The sequence below is a fragment of the Microbispora hainanensis genome, assembly GCF_036186745.1.
Taxonomy (GTDB): domain Bacteria; phylum Actinomycetota; class Actinomycetes; order Streptosporangiales; family Streptosporangiaceae; genus Microbispora.
In genome coordinates this window covers 2,341,151-2,360,173 of record NZ_CP108086.1, presented here as the reverse complement: position 1 = coordinate 2,360,173, position 19,023 = coordinate 2,341,151, and the positions used below count along the sequence as shown (strand labels likewise).

The 19,023-nt window shown below is 72.2% G+C and carries 23 protein-coding genes and 1 pseudogene; 11 read left to right on the top strand and 13 right to left on the bottom strand.

The window, feature by feature from the left end; all coding sequences use genetic code 11:
• Positions 1-9 precede the first annotated feature (9 nt).
• The 5 genes from OHB01_RS10930 to OHB01_RS10910 are packed head-to-tail and all read right to left on the bottom strand — an operon-like array spanning position 10 to position 5,561.
• Positions 10-951, bottom strand: coding sequence for a DUF4380 domain-containing protein (locus OHB01_RS10930; RefSeq protein WP_328855296.1), 942 nt, complete (start codon positions 949-951; stop codon positions 10-12).
• Positions 951-2,018 (bottom strand): zinc-dependent alcohol dehydrogenase family protein, encoded by a 1,068-nt coding sequence (locus OHB01_RS10925; RefSeq protein ID WP_205830536.1) that lies wholly within the window; start codon positions 2,016-2,018, stop codon positions 951-953. The genes OHB01_RS10930 and OHB01_RS10925 overlap by 1 nt, the downstream gene beginning before the upstream one ends.
• A complete protein-coding gene (locus OHB01_RS10920; RefSeq protein WP_142649146.1) occupies positions 2,015-3,022 on the bottom strand; it encodes an ABC transporter permease in 1,008 nt (335 codons plus the stop codon). The genes OHB01_RS10925 and OHB01_RS10920 overlap by 4 nt, the downstream gene beginning before the upstream one ends.
• Before the next feature lie 8 nt (positions 3,023-3,030).
• Positions 3,031-4,524, bottom strand: a complete 1,494-nt coding sequence (locus OHB01_RS10915; RefSeq protein WP_147943291.1) for a sugar ABC transporter ATP-binding protein — start codon at positions 4,522-4,524, stop codon at positions 3,031-3,033.
• Positions 4,525-4,571: 47 nt separating this feature from the next.
• The gene (locus OHB01_RS10910; RefSeq protein WP_142649144.1) at positions 4,572-5,561 is read right to left on the bottom strand and encodes a substrate-binding domain-containing protein; all 990 of its coding nucleotides are present in this window, start codon (positions 5,559-5,561) and stop codon (positions 4,572-4,574) included.
• Between the two features lie 162 nt (positions 5,562-5,723).
• On the opposite strand from OHB01_RS10910, the gene OHB01_RS10905 reads away from it, so the two are divergent.
• The 5 genes from OHB01_RS10905 to OHB01_RS10885 are packed head-to-tail and all read left to right on the top strand — an operon-like array spanning position 5,724 to position 9,932.
• Positions 5,724-6,488 carry an SDR family NAD(P)-dependent oxidoreductase gene (locus tag OHB01_RS10905; RefSeq protein WP_142649143.1) on the top strand — a complete coding sequence of 255 codons (765 nt, stop codon included), beginning with the start codon at positions 5,724-5,726 and terminating at the stop codon, positions 6,486-6,488.
• 18 nt (positions 6,489-6,506) lie between these two features.
• Positions 6,507-7,211, top strand: coding sequence for a FadR/GntR family transcriptional regulator (locus tag OHB01_RS10900; RefSeq protein WP_142649142.1), 705 nt, complete (start codon positions 6,507-6,509; stop codon positions 7,209-7,211).
• Complete coding sequence (dgoD, locus tag OHB01_RS10895; RefSeq protein ID WP_142649141.1) at positions 7,208-8,353, top strand: galactonate dehydratase; 1,146 nt, start codon at positions 7,208-7,210, stop codon at positions 8,351-8,353. Before OHB01_RS10900 ends, dgoD begins: the two co-directional genes overlap by 4 nt.
• A gap of 5 nt (positions 8,354-8,358) precedes the next feature.
• Positions 8,359-8,991 (top strand): bifunctional 4-hydroxy-2-oxoglutarate aldolase/2-dehydro-3-deoxy-phosphogluconate aldolase, encoded by a 633-nt coding sequence (locus OHB01_RS10890; RefSeq protein WP_222709501.1) that lies wholly within the window; start codon positions 8,359-8,361, stop codon positions 8,989-8,991.
• On the top strand, positions 8,988-9,932 hold the full coding sequence (locus OHB01_RS10885) for a sugar kinase (RefSeq protein ID WP_328855295.1): 945 nt from the start codon (positions 8,988-8,990) through the stop codon (positions 9,930-9,932). The genes OHB01_RS10890 and OHB01_RS10885 overlap by 4 nt, the downstream gene beginning before the upstream one ends.
• A 37-nt stretch (positions 9,933-9,969) precedes the next feature.
• On the opposite strand, the gene OHB01_RS10880 is transcribed toward OHB01_RS10885, so the two are convergent.
• The 3 genes and pseudogenes from OHB01_RS10880 to OHB01_RS10870 all read right to left on the bottom strand — a co-directional run.
• Positions 9,970-10,653, bottom strand: coding sequence for a hypothetical protein (locus tag OHB01_RS10880; protein WP_328855294.1), 684 nt, complete (start codon positions 10,651-10,653; stop codon positions 9,970-9,972).
• Between the two features lie 44 nt (positions 10,654-10,697).
• A complete protein-coding gene (locus tag OHB01_RS10875; protein ID WP_260617365.1) occupies positions 10,698-10,847 on the bottom strand; it encodes a WD40 repeat domain-containing protein in 150 nt (49 codons plus the stop codon).
• Positions 10,845-10,904 (bottom strand): annotated as a pseudogene (locus OHB01_RS10870) (WD40 repeat domain-containing protein); the annotation flags it as partial. The gene OHB01_RS10875 and the pseudogene OHB01_RS10870, both read right to left, overlap by 3 nt.
• 177 nt (positions 10,905-11,081) lie before the next feature.
• On the opposite strand from OHB01_RS10870, the gene OHB01_RS10865 reads away from it, so the two are divergent.
• From OHB01_RS10865 to OHB01_RS10855, 3 genes are all read left to right on the top strand, one after another.
• A complete protein-coding gene (locus OHB01_RS10865) occupies positions 11,082-11,645 on the top strand; it encodes a dihydrofolate reductase family protein (RefSeq protein WP_328855293.1) in 564 nt (187 codons plus the stop codon).
• A gap of 68 nt (positions 11,646-11,713) precedes the next feature.
• Positions 11,714-12,253, top strand: a complete 540-nt coding sequence (locus OHB01_RS10860; protein ID WP_260617359.1) for an NUDIX domain-containing protein — start codon at positions 11,714-11,716, stop codon at positions 12,251-12,253.
• 95 nt (positions 12,254-12,348) lie between these two features.
• A complete protein-coding gene (locus OHB01_RS10855) occupies positions 12,349-12,897 on the top strand; it encodes a dihydrofolate reductase family protein (RefSeq protein WP_142649136.1) in 549 nt (182 codons plus the stop codon).
• 10 nt (positions 12,898-12,907) lie between these two features.
• On the opposite strand, the gene OHB01_RS10850 is transcribed toward OHB01_RS10855, so the two are convergent.
• Both OHB01_RS10850 and OHB01_RS10845 read right to left on the bottom strand, forming a co-directional pair.
• Complete coding sequence (locus OHB01_RS10850; protein WP_142649135.1) at positions 12,908-13,333, bottom strand: nucleoside deaminase; 426 nt, start codon at positions 13,331-13,333, stop codon at positions 12,908-12,910.
• Positions 13,330-14,178 (bottom strand): LLM class flavin-dependent oxidoreductase, encoded by an 849-nt coding sequence (locus OHB01_RS10845; RefSeq protein WP_328855292.1) that lies wholly within the window; start codon positions 14,176-14,178, stop codon positions 13,330-13,332. Before OHB01_RS10845 ends, OHB01_RS10850 begins: the two co-directional genes overlap by 4 nt.
• 93 nt (positions 14,179-14,271) lie before the next feature.
• On the opposite strand from OHB01_RS10845, the gene OHB01_RS10840 reads away from it, so the two are divergent.
• Positions 14,272-14,733, top strand: coding sequence for an Lrp/AsnC family transcriptional regulator (locus tag OHB01_RS10840; RefSeq protein ID WP_328855291.1), 462 nt, complete (start codon positions 14,272-14,274; stop codon positions 14,731-14,733).
• A gap of 19 nt (positions 14,734-14,752) precedes the next feature.
• Here OHB01_RS10840 and OHB01_RS10835 read toward each other — a convergent pair whose 3' ends face one another.
• The gene (locus OHB01_RS10835) at positions 14,753-15,208 is read right to left on the bottom strand and encodes an SgcJ/EcaC family oxidoreductase (RefSeq protein ID WP_147943287.1); all 456 of its coding nucleotides are present in this window, start codon (positions 15,206-15,208) and stop codon (positions 14,753-14,755) included.
• 92 nt (positions 15,209-15,300) lie between these two features.
• Here OHB01_RS10835 and OHB01_RS10830 point away from each other — a divergent pair, with 92 nt between their 5' ends.
• Positions 15,301-15,753, top strand: a complete 453-nt coding sequence (locus OHB01_RS10830) for a MarR family winged helix-turn-helix transcriptional regulator (RefSeq protein ID WP_261985772.1) — start codon at positions 15,301-15,303, stop codon at positions 15,751-15,753.
• A gap of 15 nt (positions 15,754-15,768) precedes the next feature.
• Here OHB01_RS10830 and OHB01_RS10825 read toward each other — a convergent pair whose 3' ends face one another.
• Positions 15,769-16,296, bottom strand: coding sequence for a MarR family winged helix-turn-helix transcriptional regulator (locus OHB01_RS10825; protein WP_142649132.1), 528 nt, complete (start codon positions 16,294-16,296; stop codon positions 15,769-15,771).
• An 88-nt stretch (positions 16,297-16,384) separates the two neighbouring features.
• Between OHB01_RS10825 and OHB01_RS10820 the strand changes: the two genes are divergently transcribed.
• A complete protein-coding gene (locus tag OHB01_RS10820; RefSeq protein ID WP_147943286.1) occupies positions 16,385-18,655 on the top strand; it encodes an LLM class flavin-dependent oxidoreductase in 2,271 nt (756 codons plus the stop codon).
• A 3-nt stretch (positions 18,656-18,658) separates the two neighbouring features.
• Here OHB01_RS10820 and OHB01_RS10815 read toward each other — a convergent pair whose 3' ends face one another.
• On the bottom strand, positions 18,659-18,973 hold the full coding sequence (locus tag OHB01_RS10815; RefSeq protein WP_147943285.1) for a WYL domain-containing protein: 315 nt from the start codon (positions 18,971-18,973) through the stop codon (positions 18,659-18,661).
• Positions 18,974-19,023: the final 50 nt, after the last annotated feature.

Sequence of the window (19,023 nt, the reverse complement as noted above, 5' to 3'; positions counted from 1 at the left end):
CGGGATCACTCAGACGTGCGGGGGCGTCGGCGTCACGGACCAGGTCACGCGGTGGCGCAACACCTCTCCGGGGGCGAGCGAGGTCAGGGGCGACATGGTCTCGGCCTCGACCAGCCGTGCCGTGGGGCGCAGGCCCTCCAGCCCCTCAAGCTCCTCGTCCTTGGGGTACTGCATCCAGATCGCGACCTCGGAGCCCTGGTCGGGGTAGGGCGCGCCCGGCCGCACGTCGAACCGCTGCGTCAGCGTCGCCCCGCCGGGGGCGACCACGGCGAGCCATCCGGCCGTGCCGCCGATGCCGATCTTGCCGACGACGTCGCGGACCGGCACCCGGCCCGCCGAGGGGGAGACCCGCTCCAGGACCGGCGCGCCGTCGGGCGCGAACAGCGTCACCGGCGCCCGGTGGCGGTCGGTCAGCCCGACCCACACCCCGCATCGGGGATCGTCGTGCCCGCGGAACGACTCGGTCTCGAACTGGGTCACCGTCCAGGCCGCCCACCGCACCGGGTGATCGGTGACGTTCTCCAGCTCGCTGTCGACCACGAGGACCGCCTGGTCGGCCTGCATCGTCACCGTGCGGGTGACGGCCAGCCCGGTGCGCGGGTCGTCACCGCTGCGCAGCCGTACGCGCAGGTCGTCGCGCTCCAGCACCGCGTACGCACCGGCGTCGAGCACCGGGTCGGGCGGCCCCGCCCACTCCTCGGGCGACGACCATCCCTGCGGGGCGGGCCAGGTCTTGTCGCCGCCCCAGTTGGCCCAGCTCGCGAACCCGGTGGGGGCGGGCAGCCGCCGCGCGGCGGGGGTGAGCGCGAGCGACGCGTCGAGCAGGTCGGGGTTGCGCCACAGCCACTCGCGGCCCGCGGCGCGCAGCGAGATGATCCGCCCGCCGCGCCCCGGCAGGACGACCGCCTCTCCCCAGGGCGCGGCCAGCGTGATCAGCGGCTCCTCGCTCATCACGCGCGCTGCGCGGGGACCAGGCAGACCTTGCCGGTGCGCCCGGAGTCGGCCAGCCGGTATGCCTCGTCGGCCTGCTCCAGCGGCAGCACGTCGGTCACCAGCCGCTGCGGGCTCGCGCCCCACCGCACCAGGCGGAAGGCCAGCTCCTCCATCGCCTGCAGCGAGGTGACCCAGGAGGCGTACAGGGTGAGCTGGCGGTGCAGCAGCAGGTCGGAGACCTCCGTCTCCAACCGGCCGCCCTCGCCCACCAGGGAGACCCGGCCCCACTCGGCCGCGCCCCGGATCGCGACGCTGCGGCCCGCGGCCGAGCCCGAGCAGTCCATCGTCACCGAGCAGCCGCGTCCTTCGGTCGCCTCGTCGAGGGCCTCGGCGACCCCGTCGTCGGCGATCAGGACCTCGTCGAACAGGCCGAGCGACCGGGCGTGCGCGGCGCGCTCGGGCGAGCGCTCCACGCCGAGCACCCGGGTCGCACCGAGCCCTCGGGAGATCATGGCGGCGGCCAGCCCGACCGGCCCGAGACCGACCACGAGCAGGTCGTCGCGCCCGCCGACCCCGGTGCGCAGCAGGCCCTCGTACGCCGTGCCGAACCCGCAGGCGATCAGGGCGCCGTCCACGTAGGACAGCTCGTCGGGCAGCGGCACGGCCGTGCTCTCCTCGACCAGGATGTATTCGGCGTGGCCGCCGTCGCGCTGCCAGCCGTACGCCGACCTGCGCTCGGGGTCGGAGCAGCTGATCATGTGGCCGCGGCGGCAGTTCGGGCACAGCCCGCAGCCGGAGATGTGGTAGACGATCACGCGGTCGCCCACCCCGAACCGGCGGCAGCCCGGCCCGGCCTCCACGACCTGGCCGCTGGGCTCGTGCCCGGCCACGACCCCCTTGTACGCCGCGCCCTCCTGGCCGACGTGGGTCTTGTGCCCCCGGTAGATGTACGACAGGTCGCTGCCGCAGATGCCGGACGCGCCCACGCGTACGAGCAGCTGGCCGGGGCCGGGCGTGGGCACCTCCACGTCGCGGAGCACGGCGGTGAAGTCGCCGGGCAGGTAGACGCCTTTCATGGTGGTCATGCGCTACGGGCTCCGTTCCGCTTGGAGAGCAACACGTTGATCAGCACGGCGCCGACGATGATCACGCCGCGCACCACGTCCTGGAAGAAGGCGTTGACCCCGAGCAGCACGAGGCCGTTGCCGATGACGGTGATGAAGGCGACGCCCAGCAGGGTGCCGAGCAGCGATCCCTTGCCGCCGGCGAGGGAGGTGCCGCCGATCACGACCGCGGCGATCACGTCGAATTCGAGGCCCACCGACGCGCCGCCGTTGCCGGATCCGAGGCGCGCGGCCAGCAGCAGGCCGCTGACCGCGGCGAGCAGGCCGGTCGTGGCGAACAGGATCACCCGGATCCGCGAGACGTTGATGCCCGCGAGGCGGGCGGCCTCGGCGTTGCCGCCGACCGCGAAGACCGAGCGGCCGTACGCCGTGCGGTTGGCCACGAAGAGGAACACGACGAACAGGACGGCCATGATGATGGCCGGGGTCGGGATGCCGAGGATGCTCCCGGCCAGCACGTCGAGGAACCCGTTGGCGTCCAGCGGCACCGGCAGGCCGTCGGTCATGTACTGCGCCAGCCCGCGCAGCGCGCTCCACAGGCCGAGCGTGGCGACGAACGACGGGATGCCCCAGCGGGCGCGCAGGAATCCGGCCCCGGCCCCGAGCAGCAGGCCCACCGCGAGGCAGACCAGTACGGCGAGGGCGAACGGGATGTGCCACTCCCCGGTGGCCTTGGCCAGCAGGACCGACGAGAACGCCACGGCGGGGCCGATGCTGATGTCGATCTCACCGGCCACGATGACGAGGGTCATCGCCCAGGCCACGACGCCGATCGTCGCCGCGTCGCGCAGGATGGCCAGCTGGTTCGTCACGGACAGGAAGCCCGGCGCGGTGGCGGACAGCACCACGAACAGCACCACGATGGCCCCGATGAGCCCGATTTCGTTCAGCCGTTGGGTGTTGCGTTGCCCGCCCCGGGCGTCCGCCTTGGTCGCGGGCGGGCCGGTGGGCGTGGTCGTGCTCATGTTCTCCCTCACTCCTCGGCAATGGCCAGGGCCATGACCCGGTTCAGCTCGATCTCGTCGCCGCTCAGCTCGGCGACGGCGCGCCCGCCGCGCAGGACGACGATCCGGTCGCAGACGTCGGCCAGCTCCTCCACCTCGCTCGACACGAAGACCACGGCGCGCCCGTCGTCGGCCAGCAGGCGCATCTGGTCGTAGATCTGGCGCTTGGCCTCCACGTCCACGCCGCGGGTGGGCTCGTCGAGGAGCAGCACGTCGCTTCCCGCGTGCAGCCATCGGGCGAGCACGGCCTTCTGCTGGTTGCCGCCGCTGAGCGTGCCGATCGGCGTCCCCGGGCGGGCCGTCTTGATCGCCAGGCGGTCGATGAGCGCCCGGGCGGCCTGCCGGATCGCCCGGCGGTCCAGCACGCCCGACCTGCTCACCTTGCGCAGGTCGCTGATGACGATGTTCTCGTCGACGCCCATCAGCGGCACGATCCCCTCGCGCCGCCGGTTCTCCGGCGTCATGCCGAGCCCCTTGGCGAGCATCGCGGCGAACGCGCCGGGCCGTACGGGCTCGCCGCGCAGACGGATCTCGCCGGACGCCGGGCGGTCGAGCCCGACCAGGGCGCGCAGCGTCTCGGTGCGGCCCGAGCCGAGCACCCCGGCGATGCCCAGGATCTCGCCGGGCCGCACGTCGATGTCGAGGCCGTTCAGCCGGTCGCTGACCAGGCCGCGCGCCGACAGCACGGGCGGCTCGGCGCTGGGGCGGCGGGTCCGGCCCGCGACGGCCTCGGGCGCCGCGCCGAGCATCATCGCCACGATCTCGTGCGTCGAGGCCGTGCGCACCGGCAGCGTCTCGACGATCCTGCCGTCGCGGACGACCGTGGCGGTGTCGGCCACCTGCCGGATCTCGTCCATGCGGTGGCTGACGTAGATGACCGCCACGCCCTGCTCCGCGACGGTCCGTACGACGTCGATGACCTGCCGGACCTCGGCGGCGGCCAGCGAACTGGTCGGCTCGTCGAGGATGAGCAGGGTGGGCCGCTGGGCGACGGCGCGGGCGATCTCCACGAGCTGCTGCCCGGCGGAGCCCAGCGCGCCGACCGGGCTGTCGACGTCGATGTCCACGCCGATGCGCGCCATCGCCTCCTTCGCGTCGGCGCGCATCCTGCGCAGGTCGAGCGCGCCGCGCGAGCGCGGCCAGGCCCCCAGGAACAGGTTCTCCGCGACCGTCATCTCCGGCACCAGGCTCAGCTCCTGGTAGACGGTCGCGACCCCCAGCGCGGCGACGTCGCGCGTGCCGAGGCCCGCCAGCGACGTGCCGCGTACGAGCGCCTCGCCCGAGTCGAGGTGCTCGGCGCCGGACAGGACCTTGATCAGGGTGGACTTGCCGGCGCCGTTCTTGCCCAGCAGCGCGCGGACCTCGCCGCGCCGCACCGCGAAGTCGACGTCGCTGAGAGCGGTGACGCCGGGGTAGCGCTTGGTGCCGGCGCGCACCTCCGCGACGACGTCGGTGTTCGACATGGGAGCCTTCCTGGGAGCCTTCAATGGGGACGAGTCGCCTGGACGGTTTACGGGATGCCGTCGGCGTGCTCGGTCAGCCACTTCTCGTTGGTGGCCTTGTCGTCGGCGGTGTAGAGGATCGGGTCGACCGGGATGACGAACGAGTCGTTCTTGGCGCCGCTCGACGCCTTGCGTGCGGCCTCGTACGCGAGCTTGCCCACGGTCTGCGCGGGGACGTCGATCTCGGCCTTGAGGATGCTGCCGTCGACCAGGGCCTTGGCGATGTCGACGGTCATGTCGCTGCCGAAGACGACGGTCTTGCCCACGCGGGAGCGGGTGGTGACGGCCTTGATGCCGGCCAGGGTGCCGCCGCCCGCCACGGCGTAGAACGCGTCGAGCTCGGGGTTGGCGGTGATGATGTTCTCGGCGACCGGGGTGGCCTTGTCGACGACCGCGCCCTCCTGGTCGGCGACGTACTGGGCGCCGGGCACCGACTCGGCCAGGCCGTCCTTGAAGCCGCGCTTGCGCTCCTTGCAGACCTCGACGAAGTCGCAGTTGAGGATGGCGATCTTCGGCTTGTCGATCTTCTGGGAGGTGAAGTACTTCCCGGCCTGCTCACCCAGCTTCTTGCCGAAGACGTACGGATCGGACAGGACGTAGCCCCACACGTACTTCTTGGCGTCCGCGTCGTTGATGCAGGTGTTGTAGCAGACGACCGGAATGCCGGCCTTGCTCGCCGCCGCGATCGCCGGGGTGGACGCCGTGGCGGAGACGGCCGAGGTGATGATCGCGTCCACGTTGGAGGCGACCAGGGTCGACATGAACGAGGACTCCTTGGCCGCGTCACCCTGCGCGTTGTTGCCCAGCAGTTTGAGCTCGGAGTCCTGGGCGGCGGCGGTCTCGATGCCCTTCTTCACGCCGGCGTAGAAGCCCTGCGAGTCCAGGTAGATCACCCCGACGCGGAGCTGTTGTTTCCCGCCCGATGCGCCGCCGGAACCGGCGGACTGACCGCAGGCGGCGAGCACGGCGCCGACGGCCAGCAGAGCGATGCAGCGCATCGCCGTGAGTCGAACTGATGCCACGAATGGCCTCCCATGAGTCTGTCTTCGGTTGGCGACGCCACCGGGTAGGGCGCGCTGCGCCACGTCCAGATGATGAGGCGGTCGTAACGTGCCTGTCAATAAATTGTCATAAAAAAACACTTATCGTAGAGTGACGGTGTGAACCTCCCCGGACCTTCCACGGAGGCCGGATGCTGCGCGGTCGTGACCGGCGCCGCCTCCGGCATCGGCGCGGCTACCGCCAGGCGCCTCGGCGCGACGGGCATGCCCGTCCTGCTGTGCGACATCTCCCCGGCGGGGGAGGAGGTCGCCGCGGCTGTCGTCGAGGCGGGCGGCACGGCAAGATTCGTGCGCATGGACGTCAGCGACGAGAGCGCGTGGGGGGAGCTCCGCCGCGTCGCCCACCGGGAGTTCGGCCCGGTGCGGCAGCTCGTCAGCAACGCCTACGTCGTGGACGTCAGACCTGTCCACGACCTGGGCGCGGCATCGTGGAACCGCCAGCTGGAAGTGAACCTCACCGCCTCCTACCTGGCCTTTCGCACGCTACACGAGGATCTGCGGGCGACGTCGGGGGCGGTCGTCCTCGTCTCGTCGGTGCACGCCCTCGTCGGCCTGCCCGGCCACCCGGCGTACGCGGCGACGAAGGCGGCGCTGGTGGGTCTCGGCCGCCAGCTCGCGGTGGACTACGGCCCCGACGTGCGCGTCAACACCGTGCTGCCCGGGCCGATCATGTCCCCCGCGTGGGACCGCGTGGCGGAGGAGGACCGGCGCCTGAGCGTGGAGGCCACCATCGCCAAGCGGTTCGGCGACCCCGCCGAGGTCGCCGCGGCGATCGCCTTCCTGCTGTCGGACGAGGCGTCCTACATCACCGCCACCACCCTCGTCGTCGACGGCGGCTGGAGCGCGACGAAGAACTCCTCCTGAGAGGTATGACCGCAGAGCATGAGCACCTACAAAGGGCGTGGCATCCACGGCCAGGTCGTCGAGATCATCGGCCGCCGCCTCGTCACCGGGCAGTTCGCCGAGAACGGGCGCATCGACCTGGTCGAGCTGGAGGCCGAGCTGCAGGTGTCCCGCACCGTGGTGCGTGAAGCGCTGAAGGTGCTGGCCGGCAAGGGCCTGGTCGACTCGCGGCAGAAGCGGGGCACGGTGGTGCGCCCCCGCAGCGAGTGGAACCTGCTCGATCCCGACGTGATCAGCTGGGAGTTCGAGAACCGGGGCAGCGAGATGCTCGGGCAGCTCGCCGAGGTGCGGCAGATGTTCGAACCGGCCGCAGCCGCGCTGGCCGCCGGCCGGCGCACCGACGCCGACCTCGCCGAGCTCGAAGCGGCCCTTGAGGACATGACCGCGGCCACGACACCGGCCGAGGCGGCCTCCGCCGACCTGCGTTTCCACCGCGCCGTCCTGGCCGCGACGGGCAACGAGCTCCTGGTCCGCATGGAGGTCGTCATCGAGTCGGTGCTCGCCGAACGCGACCGCATCGTCCACGACGTCGTCACCACCGACGACCCGGTGCCGAGCCACCGGGCCCTGCTCGACGCCATCCGGGCGGGGGACGGCGAGGCCGCCAGAACCTGCGCGCTCGCGCTGCTCGACAAGTCCATGGCCGACGTCGACCGCGCGGCCCGCCTCCAGGGAGACCGGTGAAGATCACGCGCATCGAAACGTTCCTGGTGCCGCCCCGGTGGCTGTTCTGCCGGGTCGAGACCGACGAGGGACACGTCGGCTGGGGCGAGCCCGTCGTCGAGGGGCGGGCCGGCTCGGTCAGGGCGGCGGTCGGCGAGATCGCCGAGCTGCTCATCGGCGCCGACCCGCTGCGCATCGAGGACCACTGGCAGGTCATGACCAAGGGCGGCTTCTACCGCGGCGGGCCGGTGCTCGCCAGCGCCGTCGCCGGTCTCGACCAGGCCCTGTGGGACATCGCCGGCAAGGCGCGCGGCGTTCCCGTCCACGAGCTGCTCGGCGGTCCCGTACGCGACCACGTCCGGGCGTACGCCTGGATCGGCGGCGACGAGCCCGGCGAGATCGAGGAGGAGGCCCGGCGTCAGGTGGAGGCGGGCTTCACCGCGGTGAAGATGAACGCCAGCGGCCGCATGTCCCCCATCGCGGGCCCGGGCGAGATCGACGAGGTCATCGCGCGCGTCACGGCGGTCCGCGAGGTGCTCGGCCCGGGCCGCGACATCGCGGTCGACTTCCACGGCCGGGTCTCCTATCCGAACGCCCGGCGGCTGCTGCCGCTGCTCGAACCGCTCACGCCCCTGTTCGTCGAGGAACCGGTCGTGCCGGAGTCGCTGCCCCAGGTGCGCAGCCTCGTGGAGGCGTCGAACATCCCCATCGCCCTGGGCGAGCGGCTCTACTCCCGCTGGGACTTCCTGCCGGCCTTCCAGGCGGGCGTCGCCGTGGCGCAGCCCGACCTGTCCCACGCCGGCGGCATCTCGGAGGTCCGCCGCATCGCCGCCCAGGCCGAGGTGTTCGGCGCGCTGCTCGCGCCCCACTGCCCGCTGGGACCGATCTCCCTGGCCTCCAGCCTCCAGGTGGCGTTCGCGACCCCCAACTTCCTGATCCAGGAACAGAGCATCGGCATCCACTACAACGACGGCAACGAACTGCTCGACTACCTGGTCGATCCGTCCGTCTTCGCGTTCAGCGAGGGCCGCCTCTCCCGGCCGACCGGGCCGGGCCTCGGCATCGTGGTCGACGAGGCGGCCGTACGTGAGGCCGACAAGCGGGGTCACGCCTGGCGCTCCCCGGTCTGGCGCTACCCCGACCACTCCTTCGCAGAATGGTGACCGGCGTGCAACCACACGATCTGCTCGATCTCCTCACGACCCGGCGGCTCCTGGCCATCGTCCGCGGCGACGACCCGGCGGCGGCGCTGCGCAGCGTCGAGGTCCTCGCCGAGGAGGGCGTGACCCTGATGGAGGTCTCGCTCAGCGGCGCCGACGCGCTGTCGGTCATCCGGCAGGCCGCCTCCAGCCTGGGCGCGGGCGTGCACCTCGGCGCGGGCACCGTGCTGACCGCGCGCGACGCCGTCGCGGCCCGGGACGCGGGCGCGACGTTCGCCGTCACCCCCGGCCTCGGCGAAGGGGTGGACGAGGCGCTGCGCCTCGGCATGCCCGTGCTCGCCGGGGCGATGACACCCACCGAGGTCATCGCCGCGACCGCGCGGGGCGCCGCCGCAGTCAAGCTCTTCCCCGCTTCCACGGGCGGGGTCTCCTATCTGCGCGCGCTGCGGGACCCGTTCCCCCGCGTGCCGTTCGTGCCGGTCGGCGGCGTCGGGCTCGACAGCGTGCGCGACTATCTTGAGGCCGGTGCCGTCGCGGTCGGGCTCGGCTCGCCGCTGCTCGGCGACGCCCCGCGCGGCGGCGACCTGGACGGCCTGCGCCGCCGGGTGAGAACGGCGCTCGACCTGGTGGGCGCGCGATGAGGGCGGACGTCCTGACGATCGGCGAGGCGATGGTCACGGTCCGCTGCGCCGGGCCGCTGCGCCTCGGCGGCGACTCGCGGATGTCCACCGCCGGCGCGGAGGCCAACGTCGCGATCGCCCTGTCGCGCCTCGGGCACACGGCCCGCTGGGCCGGCGCGCTCGGCGACGACGAGCCCGGCGAGCTGGTCCTGCGCACGCTGCGGGCCGAGGGCGTGCTGACCGACCACGTCGTGCGGCGCACGGACGCCCCGACCGGCCTGCTGCTGCGGGACGTGGCCGCCGGGGGCCGGGCCCGGGTGCACTACTACCGCAGGGACTCGGCCGCCTCGACGCTGTCGTGGGACGAGGTGCGCCCCGCCGTCGAGGCCGGGCAGACGGGCCTGCACCTCACCGGCATCACGCCGGCGCTCGGGCCCGCGCCGCTGGAGGCCGTCGCCGCCGCCGCCGGACACGCCCGCGCGGCGGGCGCCTGGGTGAGCCTCGACGTCAACCACCGGTGCCTGCTGTGGAGCAGGGAGGCGGCCGCGCGGGCGCTGCGCCCGCTGCTGCCGTACGTCACGGTGCTGATCGCGTCCGACGACGAGCTCGGCCTCGTGGCGGACGGCGACGGCGAACGCGAGCGTGTGACGGCCCTGCTGGACGCCGGTGTGGAGGAGGTCGTCGTCAAGCGCGGCGCGGCGGGCGCGAGCTACCACGACGCGCGGACCTCGTTCGACGTCCCGGCTCGGCGGGTGCCCGTGGTGGACGTCGTCGGCGCGGGCGACGCGTTCACCGCCGGATATCTGTCCGGGCGGCTCGACGGGCTCGACGCGTACGGCCGGCTCGAACGGGCGACCCTGCTGGGAGCCGCCAGCGTGGCCTGCGCCGGAGACTGGGAGGGGCTGCCCACCCGGGCGGAGCTGCCCGCGCTGGCCCTGCCCGACGGCGAGACGCTGCGCTGACCTGCGGGCCCGCTCTCCGACGTCGCCTTCCCCGGACCTACGTGATCTGATCGAGCCGGAACATCGCGGCCAGGTCCGCGGCCAGGTCCGCGGCCAGGTCCGCGACGCTCCGGGAGCCGTCGACGTGCACGACCGGCAGCCCGAGCTCACGGGCCTGGCGTCGCACCTCCTCGTCCCAGAGCAGGTCGCGGGCCAGCCGCTTGGCCAGGGCGTCCGCGTGGTCACCGTCTCCCCAGTTGGCCCGCGCCCGGGCGGGGTCGGCGAACCGGGCGCCCAGCGCACGGGCCCGGAACTCGGGCGCGGGCAGGAGGAAGACGGCCTGCTGCGGCCGGGTGACCAGCGGCGCGACCTCGCTCGGCAGCGTGCGGAAGTCGTCGACGAGGACGGGCCGGTCGGCGGGCAGGGCGAGCAGGTCGTCGAGGACGAACCCGAAGGTCTCGCCGTGCAGGCTGGGCATGGCGTGGAAGATCTCCTCGGCGGTGCGGCCCGCCCATCTGTCCTCGGTGGGCGTTCGCAGCAACGCCCACAGGTGGGGCTGCCGCCGCGGATCGCACCTCTTGACGTAGCCGAGCTCGGCTCGGTCGCCGTCGTAGACGTGCACGTCGTGCCGTTCGGCCAGGGCCTGGGTGACGGTGCTCTTGCCGGCTCCCGTGCCGCCGGCGATCCAGCGGACGTGCGCGAGCCTGCGGCGGAGATCGGCGAGGGAAGACCGGCGTGTCATGTCCGGCAGTCTGGCAAACGCGAGCGGAGACCGGACGATGGCGGTCAGCAGGTGCGCCGAACCATGATCGTGCGGTCGTCTCCCGCGGACGCGAGCGAACGCCCGTCCCTGCTGAACGCGAGAGCCTGCACCGGTGCGGTGTGCCCGGTCGGCGTGGCGTACGACGCCCAGGTGCGCGTGTCCCAGAGCTTCACGGTGCGGTCGGCGCCCGCCGTGGCGACCGTCCCGCCGTCCGGGCTGACGGCGACGGCCCTGACGTGCGCCCGTCGTCCTCCTCAGGGCGAGCGGGCGGATCACCAGGCGGGATATCGGCAGGGGCATATCCCGCCCGGCGTCCGCCGCACCACCGACAAAAAGAATTGTCTTGACAGTAGAAGTGGTCGGCTGCGAGTCTGGGGTCACGCAAGCGCGAGACCGAGGAGACCCAGATGCGCAAGATCGTCGCCAGCTTCTTCATGTCCCTCGACGGCGTCGTCGAGGCGCCCGACCAGTGGCACTTCCCCTACTTCAGCGAGGAGATGGGCGCGGCCGTCGGCGCGCTGATGTCCGAGTCGGACGCGATGATGATGGGCCGGGTCATGTACGAGAGCTGGGCGGCCTACTGGCCCGGCAAGGCCGGCGAAGACGACCCCTTCGCCGACTTCATCAACAACGTCCCCAAGTACGTCGTCTCCACGACCCTCGACACGGTCGAATGGCACAACTCCGCCCTCGTCACCGGCGACTTCGCCGAGGAGATCACCAAGCTGAAGCGGCAGCCCGGCAGGACGATCGGCATCAGCGGCAGCACCAACCTCGTCCGCTCGCTGATGCGCCACAACCTGCTCGACGAGCTCCGGCTGCTGGTCCACCCGATCGTCGTGGGCAAGGGCCAGCACCTGTTCGAGGAGGGCCTGGAGATCCCGATGACGCTCGCGTCCTCGGAGACCTTCCCGACCGGCGTGCTGTCCGTCGCCTACCGGCCCGCCGCCGACCAGACCACGGAGAAGTGACGGAGAAGTGACCGCCGGGCCGAGCGCGCACGGACGTACGGCCCCGGGCGTGGGTAGGATCCGGCCACGTGACCGAAGCGCAGCCCGTGATCCGGCAGGTGTCCTCCCGCGTCGTCTACAGCAACCCGTGGATGACGGTCCGCGAGGACGCGATCGAGCACCCCGACGGCTCTCCCGGCCTGTACGGATATGTGGTCAGGCCCGACTTCGTGCTGATCGTGCCGGAGGAGGGCGACGGCTTCCACATCGTGGAGGAATACCGCTATCCGATCGGCCGCCGCTCGTGGAGCTTCCCGCAGGGCGGCGCCGAGGCCGACGACCGTGAGGCCGAGGCCCGGCGCGAGCTGGTGGAGGAGACCGGGCTCCGGGCCGACCGGATGCGCTACCTGGGACGCATGGACAGCGCCCACGGGATGACCGACCAGGGGCTGCACGTCTACGTGGCCACCGGCCTCACCAAGGGCGAACCCCGGCGCGAGCACACGGAGCAGGACATGCGCCAGCGGTGGGTGCATCACACCGAGTTCGAGCAGATGATCCTCGATGGCGTCGTCAGCGACTCGTCGTCCGTCGCCGCCTACCTGCTGTGGCGGCTGCGCCGGCCGTAGCCGCGGGCCATGTCGTTTCCGTACAAGAACCGCGCGGGCGTGCCCGCCTAGTGTCGCTCCGCAGCCACCGTCATACGACCAGAGGAGCGGAGCACATGGCCAGGATCGTCGCCAACTTCTTCATCTCGCTCGACGGCGTCGTCGAGTCGCCCGACCAGTGGCACTTCCCCTACTGGAACGACGAGATGGGCGCCGTGATCCAGGCGGGCATGCAGACCTCGGCCGGGATGCTGATGGGCCGCAGGCTCTACGACGAGTGGTCCGCCTACTGGACGACGACGGACCAGGACCCGGAGATCGCCGCGGCCTTCAACAGCGCACCCAAGTACGTCGTGTCGACCACCCTGGAGAAGGCGGACTGGAACAACACCACCGTCGTCGACGGCGACGTCGCCGCCCGCCTGCGCGAGCTCAAGGAGCGGATCCAGGGCGGCGACCTGCAGATGTCGGGCAGCGCGACGACCGTGCGGTGGCTTCTCGCCAACGGGCTGCTCGACGAGCTGAACCTGCTCGTCCACCCGATCGTCGTCGGCCGGGGGCAGCGGCTGTTCGAGGACACCCCGACTCACAAGCTGAAGCTCGTGAAGTCGGAGACGTTCACGACCGGCGTGCTCAACCTGAGCTACGTCCCGGACGCAGGCTGAGAGCGGCGCGTCAGAGGTAGTACCCCTCGACCGGCACGCGCGCCTCGTCGAAGAGCGCCGGCCCCTCCTGCCGGAAGGCCGACGGGCCGGCCGGCGGCTTGAGCGTGCCGAGCTGCTCGGTGGAGAGCGCGAAGACGACACGGCCGAGCCCGGAGCGTTCGATGGCGCCCGCGCACATGCCGCACGGCTGGCAGCTCGTATACATGGTGGTGCCGGCCGCGACGGCCGGGTCGAGCTCGCGGGCGGCCCAGCGCGCGAGCTTCAGCTCGGGATGCGCGGTGATGTCGGCCTCCGTGATCGAGGTGTTGCGCTCCTCGACAAGCACGTCGCCGTCCGGGCCCACCAGCAGCGAGCCGAACGGCGGGTTGCCGCCCGCCCGCGCCTCGGCGGCCAGCTCGATCGCCCTGCGGAGGAACTTCTCGTCGGCGGATGTCATGAATGCTCCTTCGTGTAGGCGGCGGCCACGGTTTCGAGCAGGTGCCACGCCGTCTCCGGATGGTTCGTCTCTTCGGGGTCCCCATAGAAGGGGTCGAGCAGCACGGTCTCGGCGCCCAGGAGGCGCAGCCGGTCCAGGTCGTCCATGACCTGGTCGAGGGTGCCCTCGCCGGCCCGGCGGCCCTCGCCCGTCACCGGGGTGGTGGTGAGCCGCAGCAGAATGCGCGGGGCGAGCACGGGTGTCGCGCGCCGGAGGCGTTCCGCGACGGCGGCCAGCCGGTCCATCCGCTCGTCCAGCCACGGAAGGGTGAAGCGCAGCGGATGCCATGCGTCGCCGAGCAGCACCGCCCTGCGCAGAGCGGCGTCGCTGCCGCCGCCGACCCAGATCGGAATGTGCCCGGCGCGGTAGTCCTCCTCGTCCTGCCAGGCCAGGCGCATCACGCGCAGGTGCTCGTCGGTCAGCGCGCCGCGCCGCTCGTACGGCACGCCCAGCGCCTCGAACTCCTGCCTGGCCCAGCCGACCCCCACGCCGAGGACGAGCCGTCCCCCGCTCAGATCCTGGAGGTTGGCCGCCATCCGGGCGGTCAGCAGCGGGTGGCGGTAGGGCACGATCAGCACGGTGGTGCCCAGCCTGATCCTGGTGGTGATCCCGGCGAGCCACGACAGCGTGGTGAAGGGCTCGTAGAACGGCGCGGGATACTGCCCGGCCACGTCGGGGGTGACCACGACGTGATCGGAGACCATGAGCAGATCGAACCCGAGCCCCTCCACCGTCTCGGCCCAGCCGCGCAGCACGCCGGGCCGCGTGCCCGGCCCGAAGTTCGGGACGTTGACGCCTAGTTTCACCGCACCAGACTATTGACGCGATCACGCTGCCCGGAAGAAGGAACTCCCTGGTTATCGGCGGTTCCGCCGTGGATTTCCCGGTATATTCGGCCGATGGCCGAGAGTCTTGACGCGACCGACTGGTCCATCCTGGCCGAGCTGCAACGCGACGGCCGCGTTCCCCTCACCGAGCTGGCCCGGCGGGTCAGCCTCAGTCCCTCCGCGGCGACAGAGCGCGTACGGCGGCTGGAGGCGGCCGGCGTCATCAGCGGCTATCGGGCGGTCGTCGACCTGGGGAAGGTCGGATATGCCGTGCTCGCCGTGGTGCGGCTGAAATATCCGGGCAATCGACACGAGCCGCTGCACCGGCTGCTCAGCGAGCGTACGGAGATCCTGGAGTGCCTGCGCACCACCGGTGACGACTGCTACACGCTGAAGGTCGCCGCGACCTCCATGGCCCACCTGGAAAAGGTGATGGACGAGCTCGCCCGGTTCGGCAGCACCACCACCAACATCGTCTACAGCGAGACACTCCCCTACCGAGGACCGCAGGCTCCCGCGCCGCCGGGCGGGTAGGCGAGGTCCCCGGCCACGCTCAGGACGAGACCGCGGCGGGCCTGGTGGCGGGCCGGGCCCTGAACGAGACGGCCTCGATGAGGGCCCTGTGCTTGGTGTTCTGGAAGGCGGCCACCTTCCAGCCGCCGTCCGCCTGACGGACCAGGGTGTAGGTCTGGATCTTGCCGAGCTTGCCGGGCCTGCCCTTGTGCACGTCGCCGCGCGTCACGACCAGGGCGGTGTCCGGGCCGGAGAAGCGGACGCCGACGATCTCACTGGCGAGCCGGGTGCCCTTGAGGAAGCTTTCGAACAGGGCCTGGTGGGCACGGCCGATCTCGGCGCCGCCGACGTAGAGGGTGCCGACATAGGTGACGTAGGTGGCGTCGGCGGTGAACTCCGCGCCGTACGCGGCGCCGTCCCCCGCGTTCCAGGCGGCGGTGAGGCGGTCCAGAACGGCGGTGACGGCGGCGACCTCGGGGGTGGTGGAGACGTTCATGGCGCATGCCCTCTCGTGATAACTTCTTCGAAGCAGTTACTTCTCCAAAGATTTCTCTTCTCTGAGGAAGAGATTAGGAAGGGGGTCGGCACGTGTCAACACCAGACGACCCGGGAGCGGTCTACCGGCGCTACCTCAGCGCCGTGATGCTGCATGGTCACGCCGGCGCGAAGGCCGTCGGCCTGGGCGCGACCGACCTGTACGCGCTGAACATCCTCGGGCTGGGCGGCGCGATGACCCCCGGCGAGCTCGGCCGGCGCACCGGCCTGACCACCGGGCCCACGACGAGGTTGATCGACCGCCTGGAGCAGGCGGGGTACGTGCGCCGGGCGCCCGACCCGGACGACCGCCGCAAGGTCATCATCGAACTCGTCGCCAGCCCCGGCGGCCTCGACGAGGCCCTGGCCCCGGCCCGCCGGAAGATCGGCGCCATCGTGCAGGGCTACTCGCCCGAGCAGCAGGCCGTCCTGTTCGACTACTTCGCCCGCGCCGCCGACGCGTACGTGGAAGCCACGGCGGAGCTCAACGACAAGCCGACCGGCTGACCGACGCCGGCCGGGTCACGCCTCCCGGGTCAGCACGGCCGTACGCGCGACGGCCGAGCAGCGGTCCTCTCCCGCCGGAGCCGCACCGGTGGCGGCATGCTCCAGCAGGGCCAGGAGGACCCGCCGGTCCTCGGGCGGGAGGGTGGACAGCAGTTCGTCCTCGGCCTGGGCGACCCGCGCGTCCACTTCGGCGAGGAGCCGCCGGCCCTGCTCGGTCGGCACGATGCGCCGCGCCCGGCGGTCGGACGGGTCCTGCTTGCGCTCCAGGAGATCGCATCCCTCGAACTTGTCGAGCAGATAGGTCATGACCGTACGGTCGATGCCGAGGCGGGCGGCGAGCGCGGCCTGCGTGGGCGGGGCATCGTGCACGACCGCGGAGAGCACCTGATAGCCGCGCACGCCCTGCGGCAGGTCGCGCGAAGCCTCCTCGACGCGCGCGCTCCACTCGCGCAGCAGCACGGCGAGGGACCACCCGAGCACAGAACCGTGTGACGAGCCCTGCGGGGAGAGTGTCGCGGTTTCGGCTGCTTCGTGTGTGGTCACCTCTCCACTCTAACGCGGAATACGATGACTTCTCGATGAGTTGTGCCGCATATAGTCTGTTGGACAGATTAGTTCTCGAGAGGTCGGCATGACGGACTACGGCCACGAACTGGCCTTCGGCACGTTCCTCACCCCCCAGAACCGCGACCCGCAGGGGCCGGTCCGGCTCGCCCAGGTCTCCGAGGCCGCCGGGCTGGATCTCGTGACGTTCCAGGACCACCCCTACCAGCCGGGTTTCCTGGACACCTGGACGCTGCTGTCCTGGGTCGCCGCGCGCACCGAGCGGGTCACGCTGTCGGGCAACGTCATCAACCTGCCACTGCGCCCGCCGTCCGTGCTGGCCCGCGCCGCGGCGTCGCTCGACCTGCTGTCGGGCGGCCGGTTCGCCCTCGGCATCGGCGCGGGCGGCTTCTGGGACGCGATCGAGTCGATGGGCGGCACCCGCCTGACGCCGGCCGAGTCGGTGACCGCGCTGGAGGAGGCCATCGAGATCTTCCGCGGCATCTGGGACGCGGGCGAGCGCCGCATCCTCCGCGTCGACGGCAAGCACCACCGCGTCGCGGGCGCCAAGCGCGGCCCGGCCCCCGCGCACGACATCCCCATCTGGCTCGGCGCCTACAAGCCGCGGATGCTGCGCCTGGTGGCACGCGAGGCCGACGGCTGGCTGCCCTCGCTCTTCTACCTCAAGGACGGCGACCTGCGGCGCGGCAACCAGATCATCGACGAGACCGCCGCGGAGGCCGGGCGCGATCCGGCGCAGATACGTCGCCTGCTGAACATCGGCGGCGCGGTCACCGAGACCCGCCAGGGTTTCCTCGAGGGGCCGGTCGAGCAGTGGGTGGAGGAGCTGACCGCCCTGGCGCTGGAGGACGGCATCGGCACGTTCATCCTGGCCTCCGACGACCCGCGGCTCATCCAGGTGTACGGCGAGGAGATCGCCCCCGCCGTACGGGACGCGGTGGCGCGCGAGCGGACGGCCAGCGGCACCGTCCCCGCGACCGCCCGCCGCGGCGCCGCCGCCATCGCGCTGCGCCGCGAGGGGATCGACTACGACAAGGTCCCGGCGAGCCTCGCGGCCGACGCCGTCGAGCCCGGCGACCGCGCGTACGAGTCGGTGCGGCACAACTACCTGCGCACCGGATCCCCCGGCCTGGTGCTGCGCCCCCGGACGGCCGGCCAGGTCGTCGAGGGGCTCGCGTACGCCCGATCCCAGGACGTCCCGCTCGGCGTACGCTCCGGCGGGCACGGCATCAGCGGCCGTTCCACGAACAACGGCGGCATCGTGCTCGACGTCGGCGCGCTCGACACCGTCGAGGTCGTGGACCCGGCCACCCGCCGCGTACGGCTGGGCGCGGGCGCGACGTGGGGCAAGGTCGCCGAGGCGCTGGTGCCGTACGGCTGGGCGATCAGCTCGGGCGACTTCGGCGGCGTGGGCGTGGGCGGCCTCGCGACGACGGGCGGCATCGGCCTGCTCGGACGCAAGTTCGGCCTGACGATCGACCACGTCGTCGCCGCGGAGGTCGTGACCGCCGACGGGCGGGTGCTGCACGCCTCACCGGAGGAGAACCCGGACCTGTTCTGGGGCCTGCGCGGCGCCGGGGGCAACCTCGGCGTGGTCACCTGGGTCGAGATCGAGGCGATGGAGCTCGGCGACATCGTCTTCTCCCAGATGACACTGGACGCCCGTGACACGGCCGGGCTCCTGGAGCGCTGGGGCGCCGCGGTCGAGAAGGCGCCGCGTGAGCTGACGAGCTTCCTCATCCTCTCCCCGCCGCGCCGCGGCCAGGACTCGGTCGCCCAGCTCATGACCGTGTACGCCGGCGCGGACACCGAGGCCGCGGTGCGCGAGCTCGAACGGCTCGCCGAGGCCGGTCCGCTGCTGGGGCACGAGGGATACGTGCTGCCCTATTCGGCGGTGGTGCAGCCGGCCGAGAAACACCACACCGGCGGCGGCAACCCCGCCGTACGGTCCGGCCTGGTCAGCCATCTCGACGGTGACGTGAGCCGCGCCTTCGAGCGGGTGGCGCGCTCCGGGGTGTCCTACTTCCTGCAGATACGCGCCACCGGCGGGGCCTCGCACGACCTGGCCCCCGACGCGACCGCCTATCCGCACCGGCACCAGAACTTCGCGCTCACCGCGATGGGCGCCTCGCAGTCGGCCATGAACGCCGCGTGGGACGCCGAGGTCGCGCCGTACACCGACGGCCTCTATCTGTCCTTCGACACCGACAGCCGGCCCGAACGGCTGCTCGACGCGTTCGGCGAGGCCAACCTCGCCCGGCTGCGGCAGGTCAAGCGCGCCTACGACCCGGACAACGTGTTCCGGGCGAACTTCCCCATCCCCCCGGCGGAGGAGTGAACGTCAGGCGCGCTGGAACCGGGCCGCCCATTCGTGGACGCGGTCGAGCAGTTCGGGCGGGTGGACGACGTTGAAGTCCGCGCCGAGCACGCCCAGCGACATGATCGGCCAATCCAGGGAGTGCGTGGTCATCCGGATGCGGCAGCGCCCGGCGTCGACCTCCTCGACGGTGCACCACCGGCCGATCCGTTCGCGCGCGACGGAGGCCGGGACGTCGGCGAGCACTTCCACCCGTTCGGCCAGCTCACCGCCATGCCAGTAGCGGTGGGTCTGGAGCAGGGAGAGCAACCGCAGCGTCCGCGAGCTGGTGTTCGCCATGTCTCCGATTGTCGCGTCGATTCAGGTCAGAAAGTGACCGCTATGGCTCC